Source organism: Colwellia sp. C1TZA3 (assembly GCF_007954265.1).
In the GTDB taxonomy this organism is placed as follows: Bacteria; Pseudomonadota; Gammaproteobacteria; order Enterobacterales; family Alteromonadaceae; genus Cognaticolwellia.
Window position 1 is genome coordinate 1 of sequence record NZ_VOLS01000015.1, and the last position, 24786, is coordinate 24786.

At 39.2% G+C, this 24786-nt stretch carries 18 protein-coding genes; 8 read left to right on the plus strand and 10 right to left on the minus strand.

Annotated elements, in window-relative coordinates; translation table 11 throughout:
• Nucleotides 1-3891: beta strand repeat-containing protein (locus ESZ39_RS17745; protein WP_411266859.1), on the plus strand; the 3891-nt coding region annotated here is incomplete at its 5' end.
• 97 nt (nt 3892-3988) lie between these two features.
• Here the strand turns inward: ESZ39_RS17745 and ESZ39_RS06500 are convergent.
• Nucleotides 3989-5095 carry an arginase family protein gene (locus ESZ39_RS06500; RefSeq protein ID WP_146879103.1) on the minus strand — a complete coding sequence of 369 codons (1107 nt, stop codon included), beginning with the start codon at nt 5093-5095 and terminating at the stop codon, nt 3989-3991.
• 398 nt (nt 5096-5493) lie between these two features.
• Here ESZ39_RS06500 and topA point away from each other — a divergent pair, with 398 nt between their 5' ends.
• From topA to ESZ39_RS06515, 3 genes are all read left to right on the plus strand, one after another.
• Nucleotides 5494-8187 (plus strand): type I DNA topoisomerase, encoded by a 2694-nt coding sequence (topA, locus tag ESZ39_RS06505; protein ID WP_146879104.1) that lies wholly within the window; start codon nt 5494-5496, stop codon nt 8185-8187.
• 502 nt (nt 8188-8689) lie between these two features.
• A complete protein-coding gene (gene ylqF, locus ESZ39_RS06510) occupies nt 8690-9622 on the plus strand; it encodes a ribosome biogenesis GTPase YlqF (protein ID WP_146879105.1) in 933 nt (310 codons plus the stop codon).
• 93 nt (nt 9623-9715) lie between these two features.
• Nucleotides 9716-10147, plus strand: coding sequence for an HIT domain-containing protein (locus ESZ39_RS06515; RefSeq protein WP_146879106.1), 432 nt, complete (start codon nt 9716-9718; stop codon nt 10145-10147).
• A gap of 83 nt (nt 10148-10230) precedes the next feature.
• Here the strand turns inward: ESZ39_RS06515 and megL are convergent, their stop codons facing one another.
• A complete protein-coding gene (gene megL, locus ESZ39_RS06520; RefSeq protein WP_146879107.1) occupies nt 10231-11415 on the minus strand; it encodes a methionine gamma-lyase in 1185 nt (394 codons plus the stop codon).
• Nucleotides 11416-11740: 325 nt separating this feature from the next.
• Between megL and ESZ39_RS06525 the strand changes: the two genes are divergently transcribed.
• Nucleotides 11741-13306 (plus strand): sigma 54-interacting transcriptional regulator, encoded by a 1566-nt coding sequence (locus tag ESZ39_RS06525; RefSeq protein ID WP_146879108.1) that lies wholly within the window; start codon nt 11741-11743, stop codon nt 13304-13306.
• A 36-nt stretch (nt 13307-13342) separates the two neighbouring features.
• Here the strand turns inward: ESZ39_RS06525 and ESZ39_RS06530 are convergent, their stop codons facing one another.
• The 4 genes from ESZ39_RS06530 to ESZ39_RS06545 all read right to left on the minus strand — a co-directional run bounded on the left by ESZ39_RS06530 (nt 13343) and on the right by ESZ39_RS06545 (nt 16411).
• Nucleotides 13343-14131 (minus strand): response regulator, encoded by a 789-nt coding sequence (locus ESZ39_RS06530; protein ID WP_146879109.1) that lies wholly within the window; start codon nt 14129-14131, stop codon nt 13343-13345.
• A 30-nt stretch (nt 14132-14161) separates the two neighbouring features.
• Nucleotides 14162-14560, minus strand: a complete 399-nt coding sequence (locus ESZ39_RS06535) for a translation initiation factor (RefSeq protein WP_146879110.1) — start codon at nt 14558-14560, stop codon at nt 14162-14164.
• A 175-nt stretch (nt 14561-14735) separates the two neighbouring features.
• The gene (locus ESZ39_RS06540) at nt 14736-15662 is read right to left on the minus strand and encodes an electron transfer flavoprotein subunit alpha/FixB family protein (RefSeq protein ID WP_146879111.1); all 927 of its coding nucleotides are present in this window, start codon (nt 15660-15662) and stop codon (nt 14736-14738) included.
• Nucleotides 15659-16411, minus strand: a complete 753-nt coding sequence (locus ESZ39_RS06545; RefSeq protein WP_146879112.1) for an electron transfer flavoprotein subunit beta/FixA family protein — start codon at nt 16409-16411, stop codon at nt 15659-15661. Before ESZ39_RS06545 ends, ESZ39_RS06540 begins: the two co-directional genes overlap by 4 nt.
• Before the next feature lie 290 nt (nt 16412-16701).
• Here ESZ39_RS06545 and ESZ39_RS06550 point away from each other — a divergent pair, with 290 nt between their 5' ends.
• A complete protein-coding gene (locus ESZ39_RS06550) occupies nt 16702-18351 on the plus strand; it encodes an electron transfer flavoprotein-ubiquinone oxidoreductase (protein WP_146879113.1) in 1650 nt (549 codons plus the stop codon).
• Between the two features lie 226 nt (nt 18352-18577).
• Here the strand turns inward: ESZ39_RS06550 and ESZ39_RS06555 are convergent, their stop codons facing one another.
• The 4 genes from ESZ39_RS06555 to ESZ39_RS06570 all read right to left on the minus strand — a co-directional run bounded on the left by ESZ39_RS06555 (nt 18578) and on the right by ESZ39_RS06570 (nt 22867).
• Nucleotides 18578-19351 carry a DUF2884 family protein gene (locus ESZ39_RS06555; protein WP_146879114.1) on the minus strand — a complete coding sequence of 258 codons (774 nt, stop codon included), beginning with the start codon at nt 19349-19351 and terminating at the stop codon, nt 18578-18580.
• Nucleotides 19352-19391: 40 nt separating this feature from the next.
• Nucleotides 19392-21077: a DUF342 domain-containing protein gene (locus tag ESZ39_RS06560; RefSeq protein WP_146879115.1), complete on the minus strand. Its 1686-nt coding sequence runs from the start codon at nt 21075-21077 to the stop codon at nt 19392-19394.
• A gap of 39 nt (nt 21078-21116) precedes the next feature.
• Complete coding sequence (locus ESZ39_RS06565) at nt 21117-21443, minus strand: hypothetical protein (RefSeq protein WP_146879116.1); 327 nt, start codon at nt 21441-21443, stop codon at nt 21117-21119.
• 143 nt (nt 21444-21586) lie between these two features.
• Nucleotides 21587-22867, minus strand: a complete 1281-nt coding sequence (locus ESZ39_RS06570; protein WP_146879117.1) for a CinA family nicotinamide mononucleotide deamidase-related protein — start codon at nt 22865-22867, stop codon at nt 21587-21589.
• Nucleotides 22868-23310: 443 nt separating this feature from the next.
• Between ESZ39_RS06570 and ESZ39_RS06575 the strand changes: the two genes are divergently transcribed.
• Together ESZ39_RS06575 and dapA are read left to right on the plus strand one after the other, a co-directional pair.
• The gene (locus ESZ39_RS06575) at nt 23311-23706 is read left to right on the plus strand and encodes a hypothetical protein (RefSeq protein WP_146879118.1); all 396 of its coding nucleotides are present in this window, start codon (nt 23311-23313) and stop codon (nt 23704-23706) included.
• Nucleotides 23707-23783: 77 nt separating this feature from the next.
• Nucleotides 23784-24692, plus strand: a complete 909-nt coding sequence (gene dapA / locus ESZ39_RS06580; RefSeq protein WP_411266860.1) for a 4-hydroxy-tetrahydrodipicolinate synthase — start codon at nt 23784-23786, stop codon at nt 24690-24692.
• Nucleotides 24693-24786: the final 94 nt, after the last annotated feature.

Consider the following 24786-nt stretch of genomic DNA (forward strand, 5'->3'; position numbering starts at 1 on the left):
ACCAGTTTTACCAATAACACCTCAATTACTAATGCCAGCCCGGGTAACATTACCATCCATTTTGAAGCCTCAGATGGCAGCGATTTAGCCAATGAAGTGATCAGTTTTACTTCCACTTTAGGTCTGTTTGATCCTAAAACCGGCACGGTACTGACTAATAGCACCGGTGATGCCACCATTACGCTATCGGCTGGGACCGTGCGCGGTGCTGGTGTGGTAACCGCCAGCTCTAGTGCAGGTGATGCAGTCACACAAGGCTTCTTTACACAAGGTGATAGCTCAGAAGAAGACGGCAATGCATTAACTATTACCAGTTTTACCAATAACACCTCAATTACTAATGCCAGCCCGGGTAACATTACCATTCATTTTGAAGCCTCAGATGGCAGCGATTTAGCCAATGAAGTGATCAGTTTTACTTCCACTTTAGGTCTGTTTGATCCTAAAGCCGGCACGGTACTGACTAATAGCACCGGTGATGCCACCATTACGCTATTAGCTGGGACCGTGCGCGGTGCCGGTGTGGTAACCGCCAGCTCTAGTGCAGGTGATGCAGTGACACAAGGCTTCTTTACACAAGGTGATGGCTCAGAAGAAGACGGCAATGCATTAACTATTACCAGTTTTACCAATAACACCTCAATTACTAATGCCAGCCCGGGTAACATTACCATTCATTTTGAAGCCTCAGATGGTAGCGATTTAGCCAATGAAGTGATCAGTTTTACTTCCACTTTAGGTCTGTTCGATCCTAAAACCGGCACGGTACTGACTAATAGCACCGGTGATGCCACCATTACGCTATCGGCTGGGACCGTGCGCGGTGCTGGTGTGGTAACCGCCAGCTCTAGTGCAGGTGATGCAGTGACACAAGGCTTCTTTACACAAGGTGATAGCTCAGCTGAAGACGGCAATGCATTAACCATTACCAGTTTTACCAATAACACCTCAATTACTAATGCCAGCCCGGGTAACATTACCATCCATTTTGAAGCCTCAGATGGCAGCGATTTAGCCAATGAAGTGATCAGTTTTACTTCCACTTTAGGTCTGTTTGATCCTAAAACCGGCACGGTACTGACTAATAGCACTGGTGATGCCACCATTACGCTATCGGCTGGGACCGTGCGCGGTGCTGGTGTGGTAACCGCGAGCTCTAGTGCAGGTGATGTGGTTACGCAAGGCTTCTTTACTGAAGGCAATAGTGTTGGCTCAGGTTTTAATATAAGCCTAATCTTAACAGATACTAACGGTAATGAAGTCGAACAAATAAGTAGTATATCTTCGGGTAAATTAGTTGCTACAGTTACTGGGGTGAGTAAAGCTGTTATCGTTACTTTCACAACTGACCTAGGTACTATTCCCGTTCAAACAGCAATAGCAACAACAGGTAATGGATATATTGCAACTGTTGATCTTTTAGCTGGCAATTCTTTAGGTGCCGGTACGGTTATAGCGCAATTAGTTACTGGTGAGTCAGAGCAGTTAGTTTTTTCAATTGGTGCATCATCTCTTAGTATGGGTAATGCCATCGATAGCACTACTGGTTTACCTGATGGACTAATTGATGTGCCAGTCGGTGATATTTCTGCGGGTGCTACAGCTGGTTTGTCTGTAAGCATTTGGGATGTATCAAATGCTTCAGTAAGTACACCTGCTGTATTGTTTACCACTGAAACAGTTGAAGTTAGCTTTACTTCTGGTTGCAGTAGACTAACACCAGCAACTGCAAAAGTTGATTCACCTATTGTAACTATTGTAGGTCTTGCTCAAAGCACTTATTTAGCACAAGGCTGTGAAGGTAACGATATTGTTACCGCAACAGCTAATATTGGTGGCAGCGTTTTGTCAGCCACAGGTACTGTGTCAATTGCTTCACCCGATTCAGGCAGTATTGAATTTATTTCTGCAACACCGACAAATATCAGTTTGAAAGGTGTTGGCGGCATTGAAAGCTCAACAGTAGTCTTTAGGGTGAAAGATACTAACGGTGATCTTGTTGCTAATAAAGACGTTAACTTTTTATTGAATACTGGCGTGGGTGGTATTGGCTTGAGCCCAAAAGTTGCAACAACTGATAGTAATGGTTTGGTTCAAACTATTGTTAATTCAGGCACAGTACACACTAGTGTTCGTGTCAGAGCTGAGTTAGATGAGGACTCGTCAATTTTTACACAATCTAACCTGTTAGTTATTTCAACTGGTATTCCAGATCAAGACAGTTTTAGCTTATTTGCAAATATACTTAATCCAGAAGCTTGGAATATTGATGGTACAAAAGTCACTATTACAGCAAGGCTAGCAGATGCTTTTAATAACCCTGTGCCTGACGGAACAGCGGTTGCTTTTACCACTGAAGGTGGCGTAATTGAAGATTCTTGTGTTACCACTAATGGGGTATGTGCCGTTATTTGGACTAGTCAAAATGTCAGACCAGAAGGACAGGAGTTAGGTGAAGTAAATGACGGGCCAACATTAATTAAAGGTACTGTTGATATCAGTAAAGGTTTTGATTTTACTGATAAAGAAATTATTTTTTCAGTAAATACGACGAATGGCTCTGATGACGTATCGTTAAGTAGTAACTTTACATCTAAAGCTGAACTACTCTCTGCAACTAATATTTTACTGAATAATTCGGGTATTAAAGCGGTGTCTGGTTTTGAGGGTTTATTTGAACTTATCTCAACAGAGGGTTTAGATATCAAGATTACAGATATTTCTCCTGGCTCGGTTACCACTTTTGATGTTTTAGGCATAACTAACGGCATCACTTATTATAACAATGCTACTCGAGTATTAGGGCTTAACAATATTTCAGCAGGTAGAGATTTTACGGTTAATGATATTATTTTTGATGTGAAAACAGTTGACGGCACAGATTCAGTAACTCTTGATGCTAATTTTACTAATGCTGATGACATAGTTAACGAAATTAACATGGCGCTAACTGAATCTTCTGTAGTTGCTGCTAAGTTGGTTTATGCTGGAGACAGTTATCTGCTGCTTAAATCACCGACTAGACTCAATATTAAAATAACAAATGGGGTAGGTACTAGTACTCTGTTTGCTGAGTTAGGTATTGCTGACGGAACAACTTTCTCATCAAGAGTTAATAGTTCTTCTCCACAAGCTACCAACTTTATGGCTCAAAAATATGGTGGTAGAGTGACTATTTTAGCCACCGCTATTGGTGAAGAGTCATTCCCAGATTTTAATGGTAATGGTCTTTATGACCAGATTGAAAAAGATGCCTTTCTAGGAGTCGAGGGTAATACAGGGTTAGATGTTAATGGACAGGCTTACGATGTATCTGAATCTTTTATTGATTACAATGAAGATGGTATTTACAACCCACAATCAAGCGCAGGTGATGGTGAAACGGGTGGAGAACAAGAGAAATTTGATGACTTTAATTCAAAAGTTAATACCCCAAATAACGTATTTGATTTAAAAGATAGCAAATACAATGGCTCATTGTGTGGTGATGCTGATAACTGTGGTACTGATAAGTCTATTAAGGTAAGAGGTTCACTTGTCTTAATTATGTCCGACAGCACTCCAAGCTTTACTACGACTAGTCCTAAAAATGGAGCAAGTATTAACATAAGTCAAGATGATACCGCAGCAGCTGCAGTTACTATTGCGGACTTTCATAATCAACCTATGCCTGCAGGTACAACAGTTACATTTGATGCTGCAGTAGGTTCAATTAAAGGCATAAGTTCATATGTTTGGCCTAATACAAACTTTAATGGTGGTATCAGTTTTCCTGTTACTGTAGAGGGGGTTAAAGATCAAACCATAAGTGGACCACTTGTAGTTACCGTAAGAACACCTTTAGGTGTAGCGACCTCTTACACGGTTGCAATTATTAATATAACACCATAAATATAATTAACTCTGCTCAATAAAAAGGCTCCAGAAGGAGCCTTTTTCATATCTTTTATTAATCGATACTATTATTAATAGTTATGTGAAATATAAACTACTTATTCATCTCTTCAATCAAAAAAGCTGAAATTTCAGCACCTGCGGCCAGGGTTTTATCACGACTTACTGCACCTAAACCTGTGCTATCAGTAAAGGGAGCAATTTCCATCATGTCGGCGCCGGTAATCGGATACTGAGCGGCGATCGCGCGCAATATTTGCATTGACTCGTTGGGTGATAAGCCATCAGGCTCAGGGGTGCCTGTTGCTGCTGCATAGCTTTCATCTAGTGCGTCAATATCAAAGCTGACATAAATTTCATCAACGTTATCCGCTTTTAATTGCTTGATTATTTTTTCAATAATCGCTGCAACGCCTTGCTCTTTAAGTTCATGTGCCCAATGCTGTTTAACGCCAAAAGTACCTTCCCAATGTGATTTAGGTTTGCCACTTGAGCGAATGCCGATTTGAATTAGATCGCGACGGGCAGTTAAATCGTCTAAAATGTGTGTACACCACGAGCCAAAGCATAAGTCGATACCTAAACGTTCAACCAACAAATCGGTATGAGCGTCAAAGTGAATAATAGCCGCACGAATACCTTGTTTTTTCTTCGCTTGTAAATAGGCTTTTGCTAATGGGTAACTAACCGAATGATCACCGCCAATACCAAATATGCCTTTGTCAGGAAATTCGGCATAAAAGTCGTGTAATACATCTTCTGTGATTGACAACGGACTTACAGGGAACTCGCTACTCTCATCTTGATAAAGTGCTTTGCGACAATTGGCAATGGTTGCCTCATTAAGATATTTGTCATGTAACAAATGCGGAATAACGCGCACGTCACCTAAATCAAAGGCATTTAATTCAGGGTATTGTTCTAACAACGTTGAGCGAACAAATAAGGGCCCCCAGTTAGCACCACGTAAAATCCCGCCACCACAGTCCGACGCAATGCCTAGAATCACTGCATTAGTCGATTGTGGCAGTGTTTCAACACTTTGCTGCCATAGTGACTCAATATTGTCTGATTGGCCAAATAAGGCTTTGTGCAATCGCTCTTTACGCTCTTTGGCTGTGTTGACGGTAAACACGCCGTTTCCTGGTGGACATAAGCATTGGTTGATTTTATTTTTAAATGTTGACCATGAAGTTGTCATGTATATTCTCTTCCTATTAAAAGGTATTGAAATTCACTTAAATGAACGCAAACTACCTGGAGTGATGGTAAAAAATTGTTATTACTGGCCATAAAGTACAGTTATTTCTCTTTCAGCCCTTAATTTTTGCTAAAAAGTCGATTATGATGGCGCCGAAAAGTTCGCGTCATTATAGCTAAAAGTTGTAAAAAGGCACATATATAATATTTTTTGCTTGTCAGCTTGCTAATTTACAGATATATCTAATAGTAATTTCAGTCTCAAATTTAATTTTACGTCTCAGTTTTATTCATCAAAGCAATTTTGACTTAATATTTTGCTCGCGCAATATTGAGTCACTCAATGCAAATAACTGTGGCGCAACTGACATGGTCAGCTTAGTAGGAATATAAAATAATATGGCAAAATCTCTGGTCATTGTGGAATCGCCAGCCAAAGCGAAAACAATTAACAAGTACCTTGGTAAAGATTTTATTGTTAAATCTAGTGTCGGTCACGTTCGTGACCTACCGCATAGTAGCACCGGTAAAAAAGTAGCGGCAAAATCGCCTGCTGAAGTGAGAAAAATGGCGCCTGCGGCAAAAGCCAAATATAAGCAGAAACGCGATAAACTTGCACTCGTTAATCGCATGGGCATTGACCCTGATAATGATTGGGCCGCGAATTATCAAATATTGGAAGGCAAAGAAAAAGTTGTCGCTGAATTAATCAAACTTGCCAGCACCGCTGACACTATCTATCTCGCAACCGATTTGGATAGAGAGGGTGAGGCAATTGCATGGCACTTAAAAGAGATTATTGGTGGCGATGACGCTAAATTTAAACGGGTAGTTTTCAACGAAATTACTGAAAATGCCATTCAACAAGCGTTTTCTGCGCCTGGCGAATTAAGTATGCCTGGCGTTAATGCCCAACAAGCGCGACGATTTTTAGATCGTATTGTTGGCTTTATGGTTAGCCCATTACTGTGGAAAAAAGTGGCCCGAGGCTTATCAGCTGGCCGTGTGCAATCGGTTGCCGTTAAACTTGTGGTGGAAAAAGAGCATGAAATTAAAGCCTTTGATCCGAAAGAATATTGGGAAGTTAGTGCTGATACGCAAACTTCTGTAGGTAGCGATTTTGCATTAGATGTTACTCATGACCAGGGTAAAGCTTTTAAGCCAACCAATGAAACCGATACTAATAAAGCGTTAGCGGTTTTAAAATCATCGGCTTACACGGTCAGTAAACGTGAAGATAAACCGTCAAAAAGTACACCATCAGCACCGTTTATTACCTCGACATTACAGCAGGCGGCTAGTACTAAATTAGGTTTTGGTGTTAAACGTACCATGGGGCTTGCGCAACGCTTGTACGAAGCTGGCCATATTACCTATATGCGTACCGACTCGACCAATTTAAGTAAAGATGCGGTTGAAACTTGTCGTGGTTATATTGCTGATAATTTTGGTGAAAATTATTTACCAGAAAAAGCGAAAATCTACACCAGTAAAGGTAATGCTCAAGAAGCGCATGAGGCTATTCGCCCATCAAACGTTAAACTTGAAGCGGCCTTCATCACTGATGTTGATGCAGATGCGAAAAAATTATACGAATTAATTTGGCGCCAATTTGTAGCTTGTCAAATGACAGCAGCACGTTACACGGTAAGTACGATTACTGTTGACGCTTCTGGCTTTGATTTAAAAGCGAAAGGGCGTGTAATGCAATTTGACGGTTGGACACGTGTTCATCCGCAACTATCAAAGGGTGATGATACCCATTTACCTGATTTAGCCGTAGGTGAAGTATTAACGCTGCAACAGTTAAATCCAGCGCAAAACTTTACTAAGCCGCCAGCACGTTTTGGTGAGGCATCGTTAGTTAAAGAATTAGAAAAACGCTCAATTGGTCGTCCTTCTACTTATGCGTCAATTATTTCTACCATTCAAGATCGCGGTTATGTGCGTTTAGACAAAAAACGCTTTTATGCAGAAAAAATGGGCGAAATCGTTACCGAGAGCTTATCGGGTAGCTTTAAAAAGTTAATGAATTATGACTTTACTGCTAATATGGAGCAGGAGTTGGATGAAGTTGCTGAAGGAAAAAGTAACTGGAAAGATGTCTTAAACGGTTTCTATAAAAGCTTTACTGAGCAGCTAGAACTTGCCGACAAACCTTCTGAAGAAGGTGGTATGCGTAATAATGAGCCGATTATCACCGAAATTGACTGTCCAACTTGTGGTCGTAAAATGGGCATTAGAACTGGCTCTACGGGTGTTTTTTTAGGCTGTTCTGGTTATGCATTACCGCCCAAAGAGCGTTGTACTACCACCATGAACTTAACGCCTGGTGAAGAAGCGGTTAGTATTTTAGCTGAAGATCAAGAAACCGATGCGTTACGTGCTATGCACCGTTGTAAAAAATGTGGCACGGCAATGGACAGTTACCTGATTGACGAAACACGCAAATTGCATGTTTGTGGTAATAATCCGGTCTGCGACGGTTTAGAATTAGAAAAAGGTGAGTTTAAACTTAAAGGTTATGATGGACCTATTTTAGAATGTGATCGTTGTAATGCTGAAATGGAATTAAAGTCAGGCCGTTTTGGTAAGTATTTTGATTGTACTAACAGCGAGTGTAAAAACACCCGTAAATTATTAGCCAGTGGTGAAGCCGCGCCACCTAAAGAAGATCCCGTACAATTACCTGAATTAGCGTGTGAAAAGTCCGAAGCACATTTTGTGTTACGCGATGGTGCTGCAGGCATCTTTTTAGCCGCTAATACCTTTCCTAAATCACGAGAAACACGTGCGCCTAAAGTGGCTGAATTAGCACGTTTTCGCGATAGGATTTCAGCAAAGTTCTATTACCTTGCTGATGCGCCAGTGCAAGATCCAGAAGGTAACTTAGCTGTTGTACGTTATAGCCGAAAAACCAAGTCACAGTATGTTATGACTGAAGTTGAAAGCAAAGCAACGGGTTGGAATGCTAAATATGTTGATGACAAGTGGGTTGAAGAGCTTGCTAAGAAAAAAGTAGTCAAAGCAAAAGCAAAGCCAAAAGCTAAGCCAAAGCCAAAAACTAAGCCTAAGGCGAAAAAAACAGCCTAAATAGCTCCCGTGGTACTTAAAAATGCTGAAACTGCATCTTGAAGTAAAGCGGGACATTAATGTTATAACCGTTTCATTGATTATTTAGTCTACTTTATACGCTGTGAAAGCAGCCCAATATAAGGCATTTATTTTAATAACTCGTTGTTTAGGACAATAGGCGCCTGCATTGTCTAATAAGTTGTATTCATGCAGCGAGAATGACTAAATAAATAACGCAGTAGTGGGTTGTTTTAACCAGATGAAATGATCAGATAATGAGTAAGATTGGTATTATAAAAAAAGCGCTCTAAGAGCGCTTTTTTTATGTTCATGACGAAGAATCAGTTTTTTATTTCAGACAACAACTAAGTATCTACATCGCTCTCGGCAATTGCTCCTGCATTAGTACTTCGATGTCCGTTGAGGTGAAGGAGAGACGATGTCAAAAACAATATCGATTTTCAACAGCTTTTCATAATCATCAGTGATAAAATCGCTTTTATTTTATCAAAGATTTATTATGGCGATTAATTGGTTCCCGGGGCATATGCATAAAGCCCAAAGAGAGATTAAAGAAATTTTACCGCAAATTGATGTGGTGATTGAAGTTTGTGATGCGCGTTTACCTTTTAGTAGCGAAAACCCGATGATCACTGAAATTCGTGGTGATAAACCATTAATTAAAATTTTAAATAAATCAGACTTAGCTGACCCTAAAGTTACCGAGTTATGGCTCAACCATCTAGAGTCTCAACATAACGTAAAAGCGATTGCATTAACTACAGAGTCACCATCAGTTGCCAAGACTATTCCTAACTTAATTCGAAAATTAGCCGCTAATAAAGATGAAGCCGGTAAGCAAATTAATGCGGTTATTATGGGCATTCCCAATGTGGGCAAATCTACCTTGATTAACACCCTAGTCGGTAAAGCTAAGGCTAAAGTCGGTAATGAGCCTGCAGTAACCAAAGGTCAGCAAAGAATACGTTTAGATGAAGGCATATATTTATATGATACCCCAGGTATGCTTTGGCCGAAAATAGTCAATGAAAATAGTGGTTATCGTTTAGCCATTACCAGCGCAGTAAAAGATACCGCCTTTGACCATGAAGAAATTGCCTGTTTTGCCGCAGAATATTTATTAGCCGCTTACCCTGAGCGCTTAAAAGAACGTTATAAAATTGAAGAGCTGCCCGCACAAGAAGTTGAGTTAATTGAAGCAATTGGCAAGCGCCGTGGTTGTGTTAAAAGCGGTGGGCATATTGATTTTCACAAAGCCTCTGAAATATTAATTAATGAAATTCGCGATAAAACCTTAGGCGGTATATCCTTTGAAACACCCGAAATGGTGATGGCAGAGGTGGTGCATTTTGATAAAGTTGAAGCAGACAAAGTTGCTGCCAGAGAAGCAAAAAAAGTCGCCCGAGGCAGAGGTCGTCGTAATAAACGTTAGTATTAATTAAAGGTATAATTAATACTTTAGTTATTCCTTTAATTATATGTTTAATCAGTAAGTCTAATTATAAGATTAAGATAAGGTAGCAACATGAGTGAGCAATTTACATTACATCCACAATTAGCCAATGACTGTTTTGTTATGGCTGATTTTCCACTTTCTCGTTTATTACTGTGTAATGACAGTGCCTACCCTTGGTTTATTTTAGTGCCAAAAGTCGATGATATTCAGGATATATATCAACTTGACTGGCAACAACAGCAACAATTATTAAATGAATCAAGCATGTTAAGTGAAGTGCTTATGCAAGAATTTAAAGGTGATAAAATGAATGTGGCAGCTTTAGGCAATGTCGTAGCACAATTGCATTTACACCACATAGTGCGTTATGAAAACGATGCCTGTTGGCCAAAGCCGATTTGGGGTCAGCAAGCGCTAACACCCTATACAGATAACGAGCTAGAAGTTATCAAAACTCGCATAATACCTAAGCTATCAGCAATATTGTCATCTGATAACTAATTAGCATTATTTATACCTGTACCAATTCGAGGTGAAAATCTTCACCTCGAATTGGTACAGGTACAGGTATAGAGGGCAGATGATTATTTTATCATGGCAAGCGATTGTGTTAAGTCGGCAATTAAATCATCAACATTTTCAAGACCAACCGATATTCTAATTAAACTATCACTGATGCCGGCGGCTAAACGCTCTTCTTGAGTATAAGGTGAATGTGTCATCGAGGCTGGATGTTGAATAAGTGATTCTGCGTCCCCTAAACTTACCGCAATCGAAAATAACTTCATACGGTTAATAAAGTCACTACCACCGGCTAAATCACTATCAATTTCAAAGGCAATAACACCGCCAGCCGCTTTCATTTGCGAGCCAATAAATTTATGCCCAGGATGGCTTTTTAAGCCTGGATAATAAACGTGGCTTACTTTTTCATTACTTTCTAAAAATGCCGCTATTTTTTCAGCATTACTGCAATGGCGTTCCATACGAATAGGCAGGGTCTTAAGCCCTCGCATGATTAACCATGCGTCATGCGGACTCATGGTTGCACCAATATCTTTTAATACTGTCATCTTGATCATCATGATCATTTCGCTGGTACCACAAATAATACCAGCAACGACATCACCATGACCGTTTAAATATTTTGTCGCGCTATGCACTACTATGTCGATACCGTATTTTTTAGGTTGCTGGAGTACTGGCGTTAAAAAGGTGTTGTCGACGATAGAAATAATGTTGTGATTTTGTGCTATCTCACCCACCATTGCCAAGTCATAGACCGCTAAATTAGGATTTACCGGCGTTTCTAGAAATATGACCTTAGTATTAGGTTTTATTGCTGCCTCAATCTCAGCAGGGTTTGCCATATCTACAAAGCTAACTTCAATGCCCCATCGAGTAAGTTGGTGATTCATTAGTGCAAATGAACAACCATAAACCGCTTTTGATGAAATTAGATGATCGCCACAAGATAAGTTAGCCAGTAAAGCACCAGAGACTGCACCCATACCAGTAGCGGTGGCGGCAGCGTCTTCCATGCCTTCCATTGCCGCTACTCGCATCTCTAACTGTCGAGTTGTAGGGTTACCTAAACGGCTATATATGTAGCCTTCAGCTTCGCCGGCAAATCTATCCGCGCCCTGTTGTGCGTTATCAAAAATAAAAGTAGAGGTTTGATAAAGTGGCGTGGCTAATGAACCAAATTGTTCGTCATTAATACGGCCTGAATGAATTGCTTGCGTTTCGATATGCTTGCTTTCTGACATGGGATACCTTTTCTATTGAATAATTATTATTGTTGTTAGCTGTTAGTTGTAAGTCAGTCACTTATCAATGTTTACTTGCAATTATACGGCCATAATTAAATTGCTATTCTTATCAATAAGTTATCTTTTTAAGTTAGATTTTAATAAGTAAGCTGTAATATTTTTATTACAACTCTATGTGACTAATAAAGGCAGTTTGTTAAAGTAGACAAGAGAGTCTTATTGGCTAAGGCTTTGCTTGATGTTTCTTTATTGTAATATATTTATTACAATGTAACTTAAATATTACAAAATCAACAATGCACGGTATTGATAAGGAGTTTATGTGCGAATAGAAATAAAATCTGAAGACCGAATGGGCATTAGCCAAGAAATATTGGCGACTTTTACCCGTTTGGCGCTAGATATTCAAGCGGTGGAAGTGAGCTCACAATTTATATTCGTGCATTTGGCCAAAAGCACCATAAGTTTTAATAAAGTAAAACGATCATTAATGAGCGTGGCGGGGGTTAATCACTGTCGGGCAGTTGATTTATTGCCATCAGAAAGTCGTGAGCGGCATTTAAGGGCATTAGTAAACCGTTTACCTGACGCTATTATAGATATAGATGAAAACGCTTGTGTGATGGCGTTAAATAAAGCGAGTGAAAAACTGTTAGTCAATCATCAACGCCACAAAGGTATCTCGCCATTACTCGGTGAGCAACTCAAAGGGGTTAAAGTTAATCACTTATTAGAGATAGAAATCGCTTTGCCTTTGTTGGATAAAATAAGTTCGCAAAATGTTGATATTGCTGGGCAAAGTTACTTAGCAGAAATTAGCCCGATAAGTGAACAAGAAAACAGCTCTGGTGCTGTTATATCGCTAAAATCAATCACCAGTTTAGGTCGCCAAATTTCGATACTGCAAACGCGAGATGCTCAAGGAATTGATAACATTATTGGTCAGTCTGCTCGCATTCAATTACTTAAAGAGCAAACAGTTCGCTTTGCTGAGTTGGAATTACCGGTATTAATTAACGGTGAAACCGGTACGGGTAAAGAGCTCGTTGCCAGGGCTTTACATAATGCGAGTAATCGTCAACAAGCGCCATTTTTAGCGGTAAATTGTGCCACTTTACCTGAACATTTACTCGAAAGTGAGTTGTTTGGTTATGCCAACGGTGCTTTTACCGGCGCGCAAAAGGGTGGGAAACCGGGGTTACTTGAGTTAGCGGAAGGTGGAACCTTGTTTTTAGATGAAATTGCTGAAATGTCACCTTATTTACAGGCTAAGTTATTAAGGTTTTTACAAGATTTTAGGTTTCGTCGTTTGGGTGGTACCAAAGAATTACAAGCAAATGTTAGAGTGCTGAGTGCGACTCATCAAGACTTGTTAGCCATGATAAGTAAGCATCAGTTTAGAGAAGATTTGTTTTATCGCTTAAATGTACTGAATTTAAATTCGCCACCATTGCGTGAACGCGTAGAAGATATTGCGTTAATAGCGCATCATTTTGTGGCGCTTGCGGCAACACAAATGAACTTGCAGCAACCGACAATCGATAAAGGTGCTATGGCGTTACTCTTGTCACATCGTTGGCCGGGTAATATTCGAGAATTACAAAACGTGCTGTTTAGAGCGGTAGCACTGAATGAACATGGCGATATTTCTGCACAAGATATTAGTGTTGCATTAGCGCAATTTAAACAACCTGAAGTCACTAGTTCGGTTGAATTTAAAGTGGAAAATGAACTGGAGGATTGGGCGAGTGCGCAAGCAAAGTTTGAACAGCAGCTTATTAGCACATTATATCCTTATTATCCCACTACACGTAAATTGGCAGAGCGATTAAAGGTATCCCATAACAAAATCGCTATGAAATTACGGCAGTTTGGCATTAATAATTAATAACTAATACCAATTGGTTAACGTCGCGAAGATAATTTAATCTTCTAGTATTTTATAAAGAATTTGCTTAACGTTCTCAGGCTCAAAGGGTTTATTACACATCGCGGTAACGCCTTCAGTGAGTATATTCGCTAAATGGGTTTGATTACTCTCACTAGTTACCATAAGTATGGGGATATGTGATTGTTGGCTCTTATTACGAATATATCGGGTTAGTTCTTGACCATTAATTTCTGGCATATTGTAGTCAGTAACAACAAGATCAAACATATTTTCTTTCAATAAGGCAATGGCTTCATTGCCATTAACTGCTTCGGTTATTTTGAGTAAACCTAAGTTGTTAAGTACCCGTTTAATATGGTTTCTGGCCAGGCGACTATCATCAACGAGCAAAACGCGCACTTGATGAACGTCAAAGTAATCAAGCTCTAATTCATCGGTTGATAATAAATCAATAGTTGTGCTTATCGCTGTTGCTAGGTGGTCAGAAGTAAAAGGTTTTGGTAGTAAAGCAATAACACCAGACTGCTTAAATTCTTCTAAGTTTTTATGGCGATGCTCGCTGGTAACCAGCATAAAAGGCGTGTTGGCAATAGCGGGATTATTTCTTATTTTATGTAGTAATTCTATTGCATTACCATCATCAAAATACATCGCGCTGGTAATTAAATCACGTGGATATCTTTCGGCACTTATATAAGCATCCGCAATACTTTTAGCCTCTGCGACTTGGGTAATACCTTGCTGTTTTAACTCTTTAATTATAATCTTTCTTTGTAAGTCAGAAGGCTCAACAACCAGTAAAGATAACTCATTTGGATTCATAATATTACTCTATAGTTTTTAGTTGATTATTTAGCCACCAATAAATTTGACTTTAAAGCCATTTTTTTCCAGTACTAATTTTATTTCTTCGCGTTTATCACCTTGAACTTCTATGATTTCACCCACCACACTACCGCCAGTGCCACAGATTTTCTTGATTTTTTTGGCGAGTTCTTTTAAGGCTTTATTATCTAAGCCTAAACCGGTAATGGTGATAACACCTTTACCTTTCCTACCTTTAGTTTCTCGACGCACTCTAGCAAAACCGTCAGATGGCGTAACCGTAGCACTCTTAGTTTGTGATATTCTGCCTTCAGCAGTGGAATAGACTAAAGCCTGATGGTTATCATTTTGCTTAGTGGCTGTGTCGTCAATATTTTTACCGAAGGCACCTGCTAAGTCACTCAGGCTAGAAAATTTTTTTGTCATAGTTATACCAAGTTGTTTTAGTTATTGAACAGATGTCTTGCGTTTCTCGGTTTTACCTGCATATAAAGTAGACCAGATAATTAATGAAATAGGCCTTACTGCTAAAATTTGGATAAAATAAAACCACTACTAGAGTGGTTTTATTATACATGATTTTTAGAGTTAAAAAGTTAGCTTAAAGCTTACTTTCTAATTCGGGTAAAGCGTCAAATAAATCAGCCACTAAACCGTAATCGGCTACCTGAAAGATTGGTGCTTCGGCATCTTTATTAATCGCAACAATGACTTTAGAGTCTTTCATACCAGCTAAATGCTGAATAGCACCTGAAATACCTACTGCTATATATAAGTCAGGCGCAACAATTTTGCCTGTTTGACCCACTTGCATATCGTTTGCTACAAAACCAGCATCAACAGCAGCACGAGAAGCGCCAATCGCTGCGCCTAACTTATCAGCTATACCATCAAGTAGTTTGAAGTTTTCGCCATTTTGCATACCACGACCACCAGAGACGATCACACTTGCGGCACCGAGCTCAGGTCTTTCTGAAACAGAAAGTTTTTCACTTACGTAGCTAGAAATACCGGCATCAGTGACTTGGTCTACAGCTACAATTTCAGCATTACCATCAGTTGCTACCGCATCAAAACCTGTAGAACGAACGGTGATCACTTTTTTGTTATCTAAACTTTGTACGGTTGCAATCGCGTTACCTGCGTATATAGGACGGACAAATGTGTCACTACTTTCTACGGCAATAATGTCTGAAATTTGCGTAACATCTAATAACGCCGCAACGCGTGGCATAAAGTTTTTGCCGGTTGTTAATGCCGTAGCGATGATATGAGTATAATCCGCTGCAAGTTCAGTCACTAATAATGATACATTTTCAGCCAGTTGGTGTTCATAAGCGGCGTTGTCCGCCACTAACACTTTTGAAACACCGTTAACTTTGCTTGCGGCTTCAGCAATGGCTTGGCAGTTGTGACCGGCAACTAAAAGGTGGATCTCTCCACCCATAGCTTGCGCTGCAGCAACAGTTTTTAGTGTATCGGCTTTTAATTCACTATTATCGTGTTCGGCAAATACTAAAATGCTCATGATATCACCTTCGCTTCATTTTTTAATTTTTCTACTAATTCATCAATGCTTTTAACAATAATACCAGCTTTGCGTTCAGCAGGCGGTGTTACTTTGATTAAATTAGTGCGCGCTGTTAAATCAATTCCAAAGTCAGCTGCTGGTTTAACAACCAGTGGCTTGCGTTTAGCTTTCATTATGTTGGGTAATGACGCATAACGTGGTTCATTTAAGCGTAAGTCAGTGGTTACAATCGCAGGTAAATTTAATGCGATGGTTTGTAAGCCGCTATCAACCTCACGAGTAACGTTAACTTTATCGCCATCAATGCTTATAGCAGAGGCAAATGTGCCTTGTGCCATACCAGTAAGTGCCGCTAACATTTGGCCTGTTTGGTTATTGTCGCTGTCGATTGACTGCTTACCAAGAATAACAAGTTGTGGTTGTTCTTCTTCCACTATTTTTTGTAATAGTTTAGCAACGTTGATTGAATCTAAGCTTTCATCTGTCTCAATTTGAATCGCACGATCAGCACCTAACGCTAGGGCTGTTCGTAACTGTTCTTGGCAAGACTTACTACCAATAGACACGGCGATAACTTCAGTCGCTATGCCGGCTTCTTTTAAACGCACGGCTTCTTCAACAGCGATTTCACAAAAAGGATTAATTGCCATTTTTACATTAGCAAGATCGACATTGGAGTTGTCTGCTTTAACACGTACTTTTACGTTATAGTCAATAACGCGCTTGATGGGTACTAATACTTTCATCGTTGCCTCTGATTATTTTGGTTGTAGGTAATCTTGATTAAACTAAATAAAATCCAGCTTAACGCTATAATAATGGTTTGAAGACTACTTGTAGAAGGGGTTTACGTCAACGCCTTCTAGCGATATCGTCACTCAAATCGTGCTTAAATAAATAATATCGTTAATTAATGCAATACAGGATAGTATTTAACACGAATATATCTATAATGTTTGATGTTATCAAACAGGTGTTTGAAAATCAAACGAGTGTTTGAATATTTCATATAAATAATTAAGTGATGGGAGATGTTATGGAACGCGAATCAATGGAGTTTGACGTTGTAATTGTTGGAGCGGGTCCTGCAGGCCTGTCGACTGCTTGTCAACTAATGAAATTAGCACAAGAAAAAGAACAAGAACTCATGGTCTGTGTAGTTGAAAAAGGCTCTGAAGTGGGTGCTCATATTCTTTCTGGTGCAGTTTTTGAACCACGAGCATTAAATGAATTATTTCCTGATTGGAAAGAAAAGGGTGCACCTTTAAATACCGTTGTTACTGGCGATGATATTTATTTGTTTAATGGCGAAAATAGCGCTGTTAAATTACCTAGTTTTAGTGTGCCTAAAACTATGCACAATGACGGTAATTACATTGTTAGTATGGGCAATGTTTGTCGTTGGTTAGCCGAACAGGCTGAAGAGTTGGGCGTAGAAATTTTCCCAGGCTTCCCTGCTCATAGTATTATTTATAATGACGATGGCAGTGTTGGCGGTGTTACTACCGGTGATATGGGGTTAGACGCGGAAGGCAAGCCCAAAGATTCGTTTATGCCGGGTATGGAACTAAAAGCAAAATATACTGTATTTGCTGAAGGCTGTCGTGGCCATTTAGGTAAAGAACTTATCGCTAAATTTGGCTTAGATGCTGATAAGTCACCACAACATTACGGTTTAGGCTTTAAAGAAATTTGGGACATTGCTCCTGAAAAGCATCAAGAAGGTTTAGTGGTACACTCTGCTGGTTGGCCGCTTGAGAAAGACACTACCGGTGGTGGTTATTTATATCATGCAGAAAATAACCAAGTCTTTGTCGGTTTAATTGTTGATTTAAGTTACAGCAATCCGCATTTAAGTCCGTTTGATGAGTTTCAACGTTACAAGCATCATCCTAAAATTGCCCAATACCTTGAAGGTGGCAAACGTGTGTCGTATGGCGCAAGAGCAATGGCTAAAGGTGGTTTTAATTCACTACCTAAAATGACTATGCCAGGTGCTGTATTAGTGGGTTGTGACGCCGGTACGATTAACTTTGCTAAAATTAAAGGTAATCATACCGCGATGAAGTCTGGCATGTTGGCGGCTGAGTCTATTTTTGATGCTTTATTAACAGGCGATGAAGGGGGTAAAGACCTAACTAGTTTTACAGATAAGTATCAAAACTCGTGGTTATATGACGAATTATATAAGACGCGTAATTTTGGCCCTGCTATGCACAAATTTGGTACGTTTTTAGGTGGTGCTTATAACACCGTTGACCAAAACTTTTTCGGCGGTAAATTACCATTTAACTTTAAAGATGACAGCTTAGATCATGAGCAATTAAAATTAGCCGCAGATGTGCCGGTGATTAATTATCCTAAACCTGATAATAAATTGAGTTTTGATAAACTTTCATCAGTATTTTTATCAAACACTAATCATGCAGAAGAGCAGCCATGTCACTTGAAGTTGGCGGATAGTAGTATTCCTATTGGTGTTAACTTAGTTAAATACGGTGAACCCGCCCGACTTTATTGTCCTGCGGGAGTATATGAAGTTGAAAGCACAACAGACGGCGCTAAATTTGTTATTAACTCGCAAAACTGTGTGCACTGTAAAACTTGTGATATTAAAGATCCGAGTCAAAATATTACTTGGGTAACACCAGAAGGTACCGGCGGCCCTAATTATCCTAATATGTAGTAATATAAAAGGGCTTAATTAATACCAAATAGCTGCAGTCATCTGTTTGGTATAATATTGCCGCTCGTTTATAGTAATGTCATTACGGCATATCGTTCTTTCTGAACAAAAAAACCTGCAATTGCAGGTTTTTTTATATCTATAAGCTGGTGCCTAAAATCAGAATTACTGCTCTAGGACTCTTTATTTTCAACAGCTTAGTGAGGAACGCTGTGAATGCAGTTGATTAATGGGTTACGATCAAATTGAATTTTGCTAAGGCGGGTATTTCTAATTGTAGTTTGTTTTCTATCTGATCAAGTTTTAGTAAGCTTGCACAAATTATTGCCGCTTTATTTTCTAAGGTATTGGCTTGGTTACTTATATCAATTTTTATGTCATTGCCCATTGTTTCAATGCGTTGGTCAAAAGTTTCAACCCGTTGTTCGGTACTTTGTTTTTCTTTATGGGTCATGGCTTCACCAACAGCGAGTAAAATGTTGCCGACAGAATTGGTGACAATAGTTTCGATTTCTTTTTTAAATTCACCCGCAAAAATTTCATCAAAGTCATCGAAATCTTGTGGCGCAATATAGTAGCTTTCATCACTATGATTAAAGCGAGTGCGTAGTCGCGATTTCATCTCATCAAACTTTTCTTGGAATTGTTGATGTGTGGCACTGTTTTCGCCAGTTAAGCTGCTGATCACTTTATTGACCGCTTTTAGTCCGAGATCAACACCCTCTATAGCGATTGAAACTATCGCAGGCACTTGTGATCTAATGCCGCTGGTATACTCACTCAACTGACTTTTTTGTGCCTTGTTAAGCGCGATTTCACGGCCATAAACAAAAAGTTGATGTTGGCCATTTACTTGGACGTAAGTCTGACCTTGACTGACAATACGCAGGTGAGCAGGATCGATAATAACACCATAATTAAAATTAATATCACATTGTTGGGCGTTTGCGGCGCTCATACACAAATAGGTAACTAATAAGCTGCGGGCCATGAATTTCATAGCAAAACTCCATATTTTATCAGCTTTGTAGCGGATATTATTATACTGAAACAAGTGGTTCTATATGAACTTTCTGTTCTTTGTAAATGAAACGACTTGGGCCATATTCGCGGCGAGTTTTATCGTGATATTCACCAATGATCACTTGCACGCCATGATACACTCTTTCGTTTGCTTCAACATAGCCACTGGTCATATATGCTTGCAATTTTTCTTTATATGACTCTTTTTCAGAGAGAGCAGCCGCCACTTTTTTCGTATGATAACGATAAGTAGAGATTACTTTTTTTAATACCTCTGGTTTTGCTTTAGCTTTGGGGAGATTTTTTAATTTAATTACCGCGCTTTTTAACTCTAAAAGAGTAGCAGACTCAGTTTTTACAGATTCATCAATCTCTACCATTTTAGCTAAGCAATCATGCATTCTATCGGCAAAAGTTATGATGGTCATACTGCCAGCTGTTGCACCTATTGTACCAGCATGTACTGATTTGCCTGCACTAATATAGCCGGCAATAAGTTTGCCATTGGCTTTATCTTCACGGCCAACCCACACCGTTTTATTAACTTTTACGATGTTATGCATTATTTGATTTTCAATGCGTAATGAATCACAAGTGATGTCAGCGTATTGGCTGTATTTTGCAAAAACCTTACCACCGGCTTTAATATTCGCACTTAAAGTGATTTTAGAAACATCAACTGCTTCAACCTCTTGTTTTTTACCAATAATACCTTTGCCAATAGTTATATCCCCACCAGCATCAAGCATAGCTGATTCTACAAAACCACCAATTGAAATGTCGCCTGTAGTAACAACTTTCATACCTTCACCAACGTTACCATCTATAATGACACTGCCTTTAAATTTAACATGGCCAGTACTGACATCAACATTTTTAAGATGGTAAACACTGTCAACCTCCATGCCATTTTCGATAATACGAGGGAGGCCAACTAAGGTAGAAACTAAAACACTGCTGTTTTTTTGGCTTAAAGTTGTTCCTTCTCCAATGTATATGTCAATATCTGTACCGGGTGTGGAGTCTAATACTTTGCCGGTGACGGTATAGCCTGGGATGCCGTTAGTTAATGGGATTTTTTGAGCGAGAGGATCACCTATTTTTACACAGATAATATCGCCAAGATCGCGCATGTCGACACTACCATCTTCACGATTTTTCGGTTTTAATATTCTGTCTTGTGCACTCTCTACTAAGAGTTTAATATAAGCATTATTACCATCAGTTGGTAATTTTCCGTGCGCTATTTCACACTTAACCATTGAGCCTGCTGGCTCCTTAGCTGCTTGTTTGGCAAGTTTTACTAATTGCTCTTTACTAAAACCTTTACAAACATTAGCGGCTTGAGCCGCATCAAATATCGCTTTTGCGCTCATGTGTTGGCCACCAAGCGCGGTTGTAACTGCCGCTGAAGCTGACATATTGTCGTCAGCAATTTCAATCAGAAACGTAGCATCACGCCGCTCAAGTATTTGGTATCTTACTTCACGGCCAGCACGGTTTTCTTGTAGCGGTTTTAAAACACTCTTGAGTTCAGCAATGGCATTTTTAATATTGCCTTTAACAACATACAGGTGACTGTATTGAGAGTTTTCAATTAGCTCATAAATATCAGCTTCGGTCAGTGGTGTCTGCGTTTTTATAGGAGACAGTACTAGATCGATGTTATTTTTATCGTTACTTACTAAACTTACCTTGCTCACAAGCCTATAACTCCATTATTTTATAAAGCTTATTATTCCCTAAATATAATTCACTTGATGAACTTTAATAAAACTTCCTGTGCCTATTTTTGAATAATCTAATTTATATTCTTTATTGTCTAATGCCTGGACAAATACTAAGATTTTTTCTTCACCAAATACTTCAGGTTTACTCACATCGATAAGTTCTTGGTAGGCTTTTTTTGCCTCAGCACGCTTTTGGGGTATGACACCTTTGTATAAATCTATACCCAAATGGCTCACGATTACTAACGGATGAGCACCATTAACCACCAGTAGATCAACTTTTCTGTTTTTATGAATGATAGTATTACGGCCACTGATTCTAAAGTTTTTATCGTTCAAAGTACTCTCCCTTATAATGAGTGACTTGGTACTTTAACTTTTTGTCAAAGCAATAATAGTAAAAATTAACAGTTCTAAATATATAAATATTTGAATCACTAAGCAATATAAAACCGCTCGCTTAACTCAACTTCACCTTAAAATTAACTAACACGATCATAGTGCGGTTTATCTTTACTTTTTATTAACATTCTTCGAGTTAAATCTAAACTTCGAGCCGCGACAAGCGCCTGAAAATTTTTTCTAGCGACCGGAATACAATAATACTTTGCTTGTAATGCTTGTTGGTTACCCCAAGCTATCCACACCGAACCAACAGGTTTATCTTTTGTACCACCATCTGGCCCTGCTATGCCGGAAACAGCGATGACATAATCGGCATTCGACTTTGCTAAAGCCCCTTTAGCCATAGCTAATACTGTTTCTTTACTAACAGCACCATAGCTGAGTAAAGTTGCCGCGGGCACATCAATCATTTTACTCTTCATCGCATTGGAGTAAGTGACAAAACCTGCTTCGAAAACGGCTGAAGCGCCAGCGATAGCGGTTATTTGACTAGCAATTAATCCACCAGTACAAGATTCTGCAACGGTAATTTTTTGTTGTGACTCAATCAGTAACGGTACAAGGTAATCAGCGATGGTTACATGACTACTTTCACCTGTTGTGAGAATATGATCACCTAATAAATCACTTAGTTTATGCTGCCATTGTGCTAATAACTCTTTGCCTTTTGGGCACTGAACGGTTAATTTTACTTCAAGCAATGGCATTGCTGCGCGAAAACCCATCGCTATTTCATTAGGCCAATCGGGGAGCTTGTCATTAACCAGTGCTTGTAATGTTGACTCACCGATACCAAAAGTTTGCAAGCGGATGAGACTTTGTTTGTTTGCTGTTGGAAATAATTGCTGTAAACGAGGAATTATTTCATCTTTTAGCATGTGGCTTAATTCACTTGGCACCCCAGGGGTACAAATAATGAGGCACTGGCCTAATTGAATACGAATACCGACAGCGCTGCCGGTTGTATTATCGACAATTTCGCTACCTAACGGTAAGTAGGCTTGTTTTAAATTAGGTTGATTGAGTTGAGTTTTTCTGCGCTTGGCCCATTTTTTTAAGTGTGAATGTGCTTGTGGATCAAGATGTAAGTCAACACAGCAAGCTTGTGCCAGCGCTTGCGATGTAAGATCGTCAATCGTTGGGCCAAGGCCGCCATTAATAAGCAGCACATCTGCTGTTTGACTAAGCTGAACTATTTCTGCACGCAGAAGTGCTAGATCATCAGCAATGGTTACTTTTTTATTAATTGTTAAGCCAATGTCATTGAGCTGCTGTGCAAACATCACTGAGTTTGTATCAATAACATCGCCATTCATCAATTCGTTACCGGTTAAAAGTATATTTACTTGAGTAGTCATATAGCGCCAAAATTCAATTGTAATATGAACTTCATATTAGCGAAAAAGTGCGGTAATTGCGCTGTAAATTTAGCTGGTTTTTTATTGTTTGTTACAGCACTGAATTATTTTGACTATGATAATAAATATAAAAAAATGGGCCATTGATAGAGACAAAAAAAGTACAAGGGTTATTAAGTGCGTTACTTTTTTACCTTATTGTTATTTCATTTATCATCAACATCAACATCAACATCAACATCAACACCAAGATACAAGTTAAAGCATTTATTATATGGTAATCTTGATAAAATCAGTGCTTAAATAAAAATAGTTAACGAGTACTAAAATAAATTTGAGATACGCTACTGTTGAAACACCAGTAAATTTTTAATTTGGTATCTAAACCTGCACTTTAACGTGGTACGGGTATATCGCCATAAATTAATAAGAACTTTTATAAAATGACCAAGAAAATACAGTCTTACCATCGAACACTTTTGTTTGGCAAATGGTATCGCAGCGAACGAGATGACGAAGGCTACATGTTTACCGAGTTTGCAGAGATTTCAGCGGATGGCCGCTATGAATTTACTTTTATGCAACATGACGATCATGGCACGGTTTCGGAGCAATCGGTTGAGTCAGGTGATTGGGGATTAGTCGGCGATATCCACTTTACCATCAGTAAGAGTGAATTTGTCAATGACGAGCATTATGCGGCTGACTTAGAGCATGATGACAATTATCATGCTTACCGCGTACTGACGTTAAATAGCCAAATTTTTGAATATCAACACATCTTAAGTAATGAAGTGTTTATCCTACGCCGAGTTATTGATAATATTGCCTTAAGTTAGACTAAGTTAAACTAGACAAGAGCACAAGTATCGTCTCCTTGTTACCAGTTTCCATTAATCATTTTTTGAGAGTTCGGATGAAAAAATTTAAAGCAGCCAGTTTAATGACGGCAATCAAAACACCATTTAATGTCAAGGGCGAGATAGATTTTAATACTTATGATCAATTGGTCGCTGAACAAGTTAAAGTGGGTGTTGATGGCATTGTTGTTGGTGGTACCACGGGTGAAGGACACTTGCTTACTTGGGAAGAACATTTAATTCTTATCGCTCATAGTGTTCACAAGCATGGTAAAGATTTACTTATTATTGGCAATACCGGTAGTAACAACACTCGAGAAGCGATTAAAGCAACACAATATGGTTTTGCTGCCGGTATGGATGCAACACTGCAAATTAATCCCTATTATGGTCGCAGCTCATCTGAAGGCGTAATAGCCCATTTTGAAAAACTGCTTGATATTGGCCCTGCCTTTATTTACAACGTGCCAAGCCGTACCGGCCAGGATTTAACGCCTGAGTTAATTGAACCATTATCGCAACATAAAAACTTTATTGGTGTTAAAGAGTGTACCGGTAATGATCGTATTGCCTACTATGAAGAGCGAGGCATTGCTTGCTGGTCAGGTAATGATGATGAAAGTGCCGCTGGACGCCATCAGCACGGCTCTCATGGTGTTATTTCGGTAACTTCCAACATTGCTCCTAACTTAATGAGGCAATTAATGGATGCGCCAAACGAGAGTTTACAGCAAAGTATGCAACCGTTAATGCAATGGCTTTTTTGTGAACCAAACCCCATTGGCATTAATACCGCACTGATGATGACAGGTGCTGTAGCACCTGTTTTTAGAATGCCTTATAAAGCATTAACTAAAACTCAGCGTGAACAGGGTTTAGCCATACTTGCCAATATGGCTAAAGATGAACTTGTTGGTGATAAACTGATGTTAATGGCAGATGATGACTTTCAATATTGTTGTTAAAAAACGCAAAATTCAAAACAAAAAACGTTAAATTGATGACTTAACAGTATCAAAATAATGAATAAAAACAGTGAGCTTATGCTCGCTGTTTTTA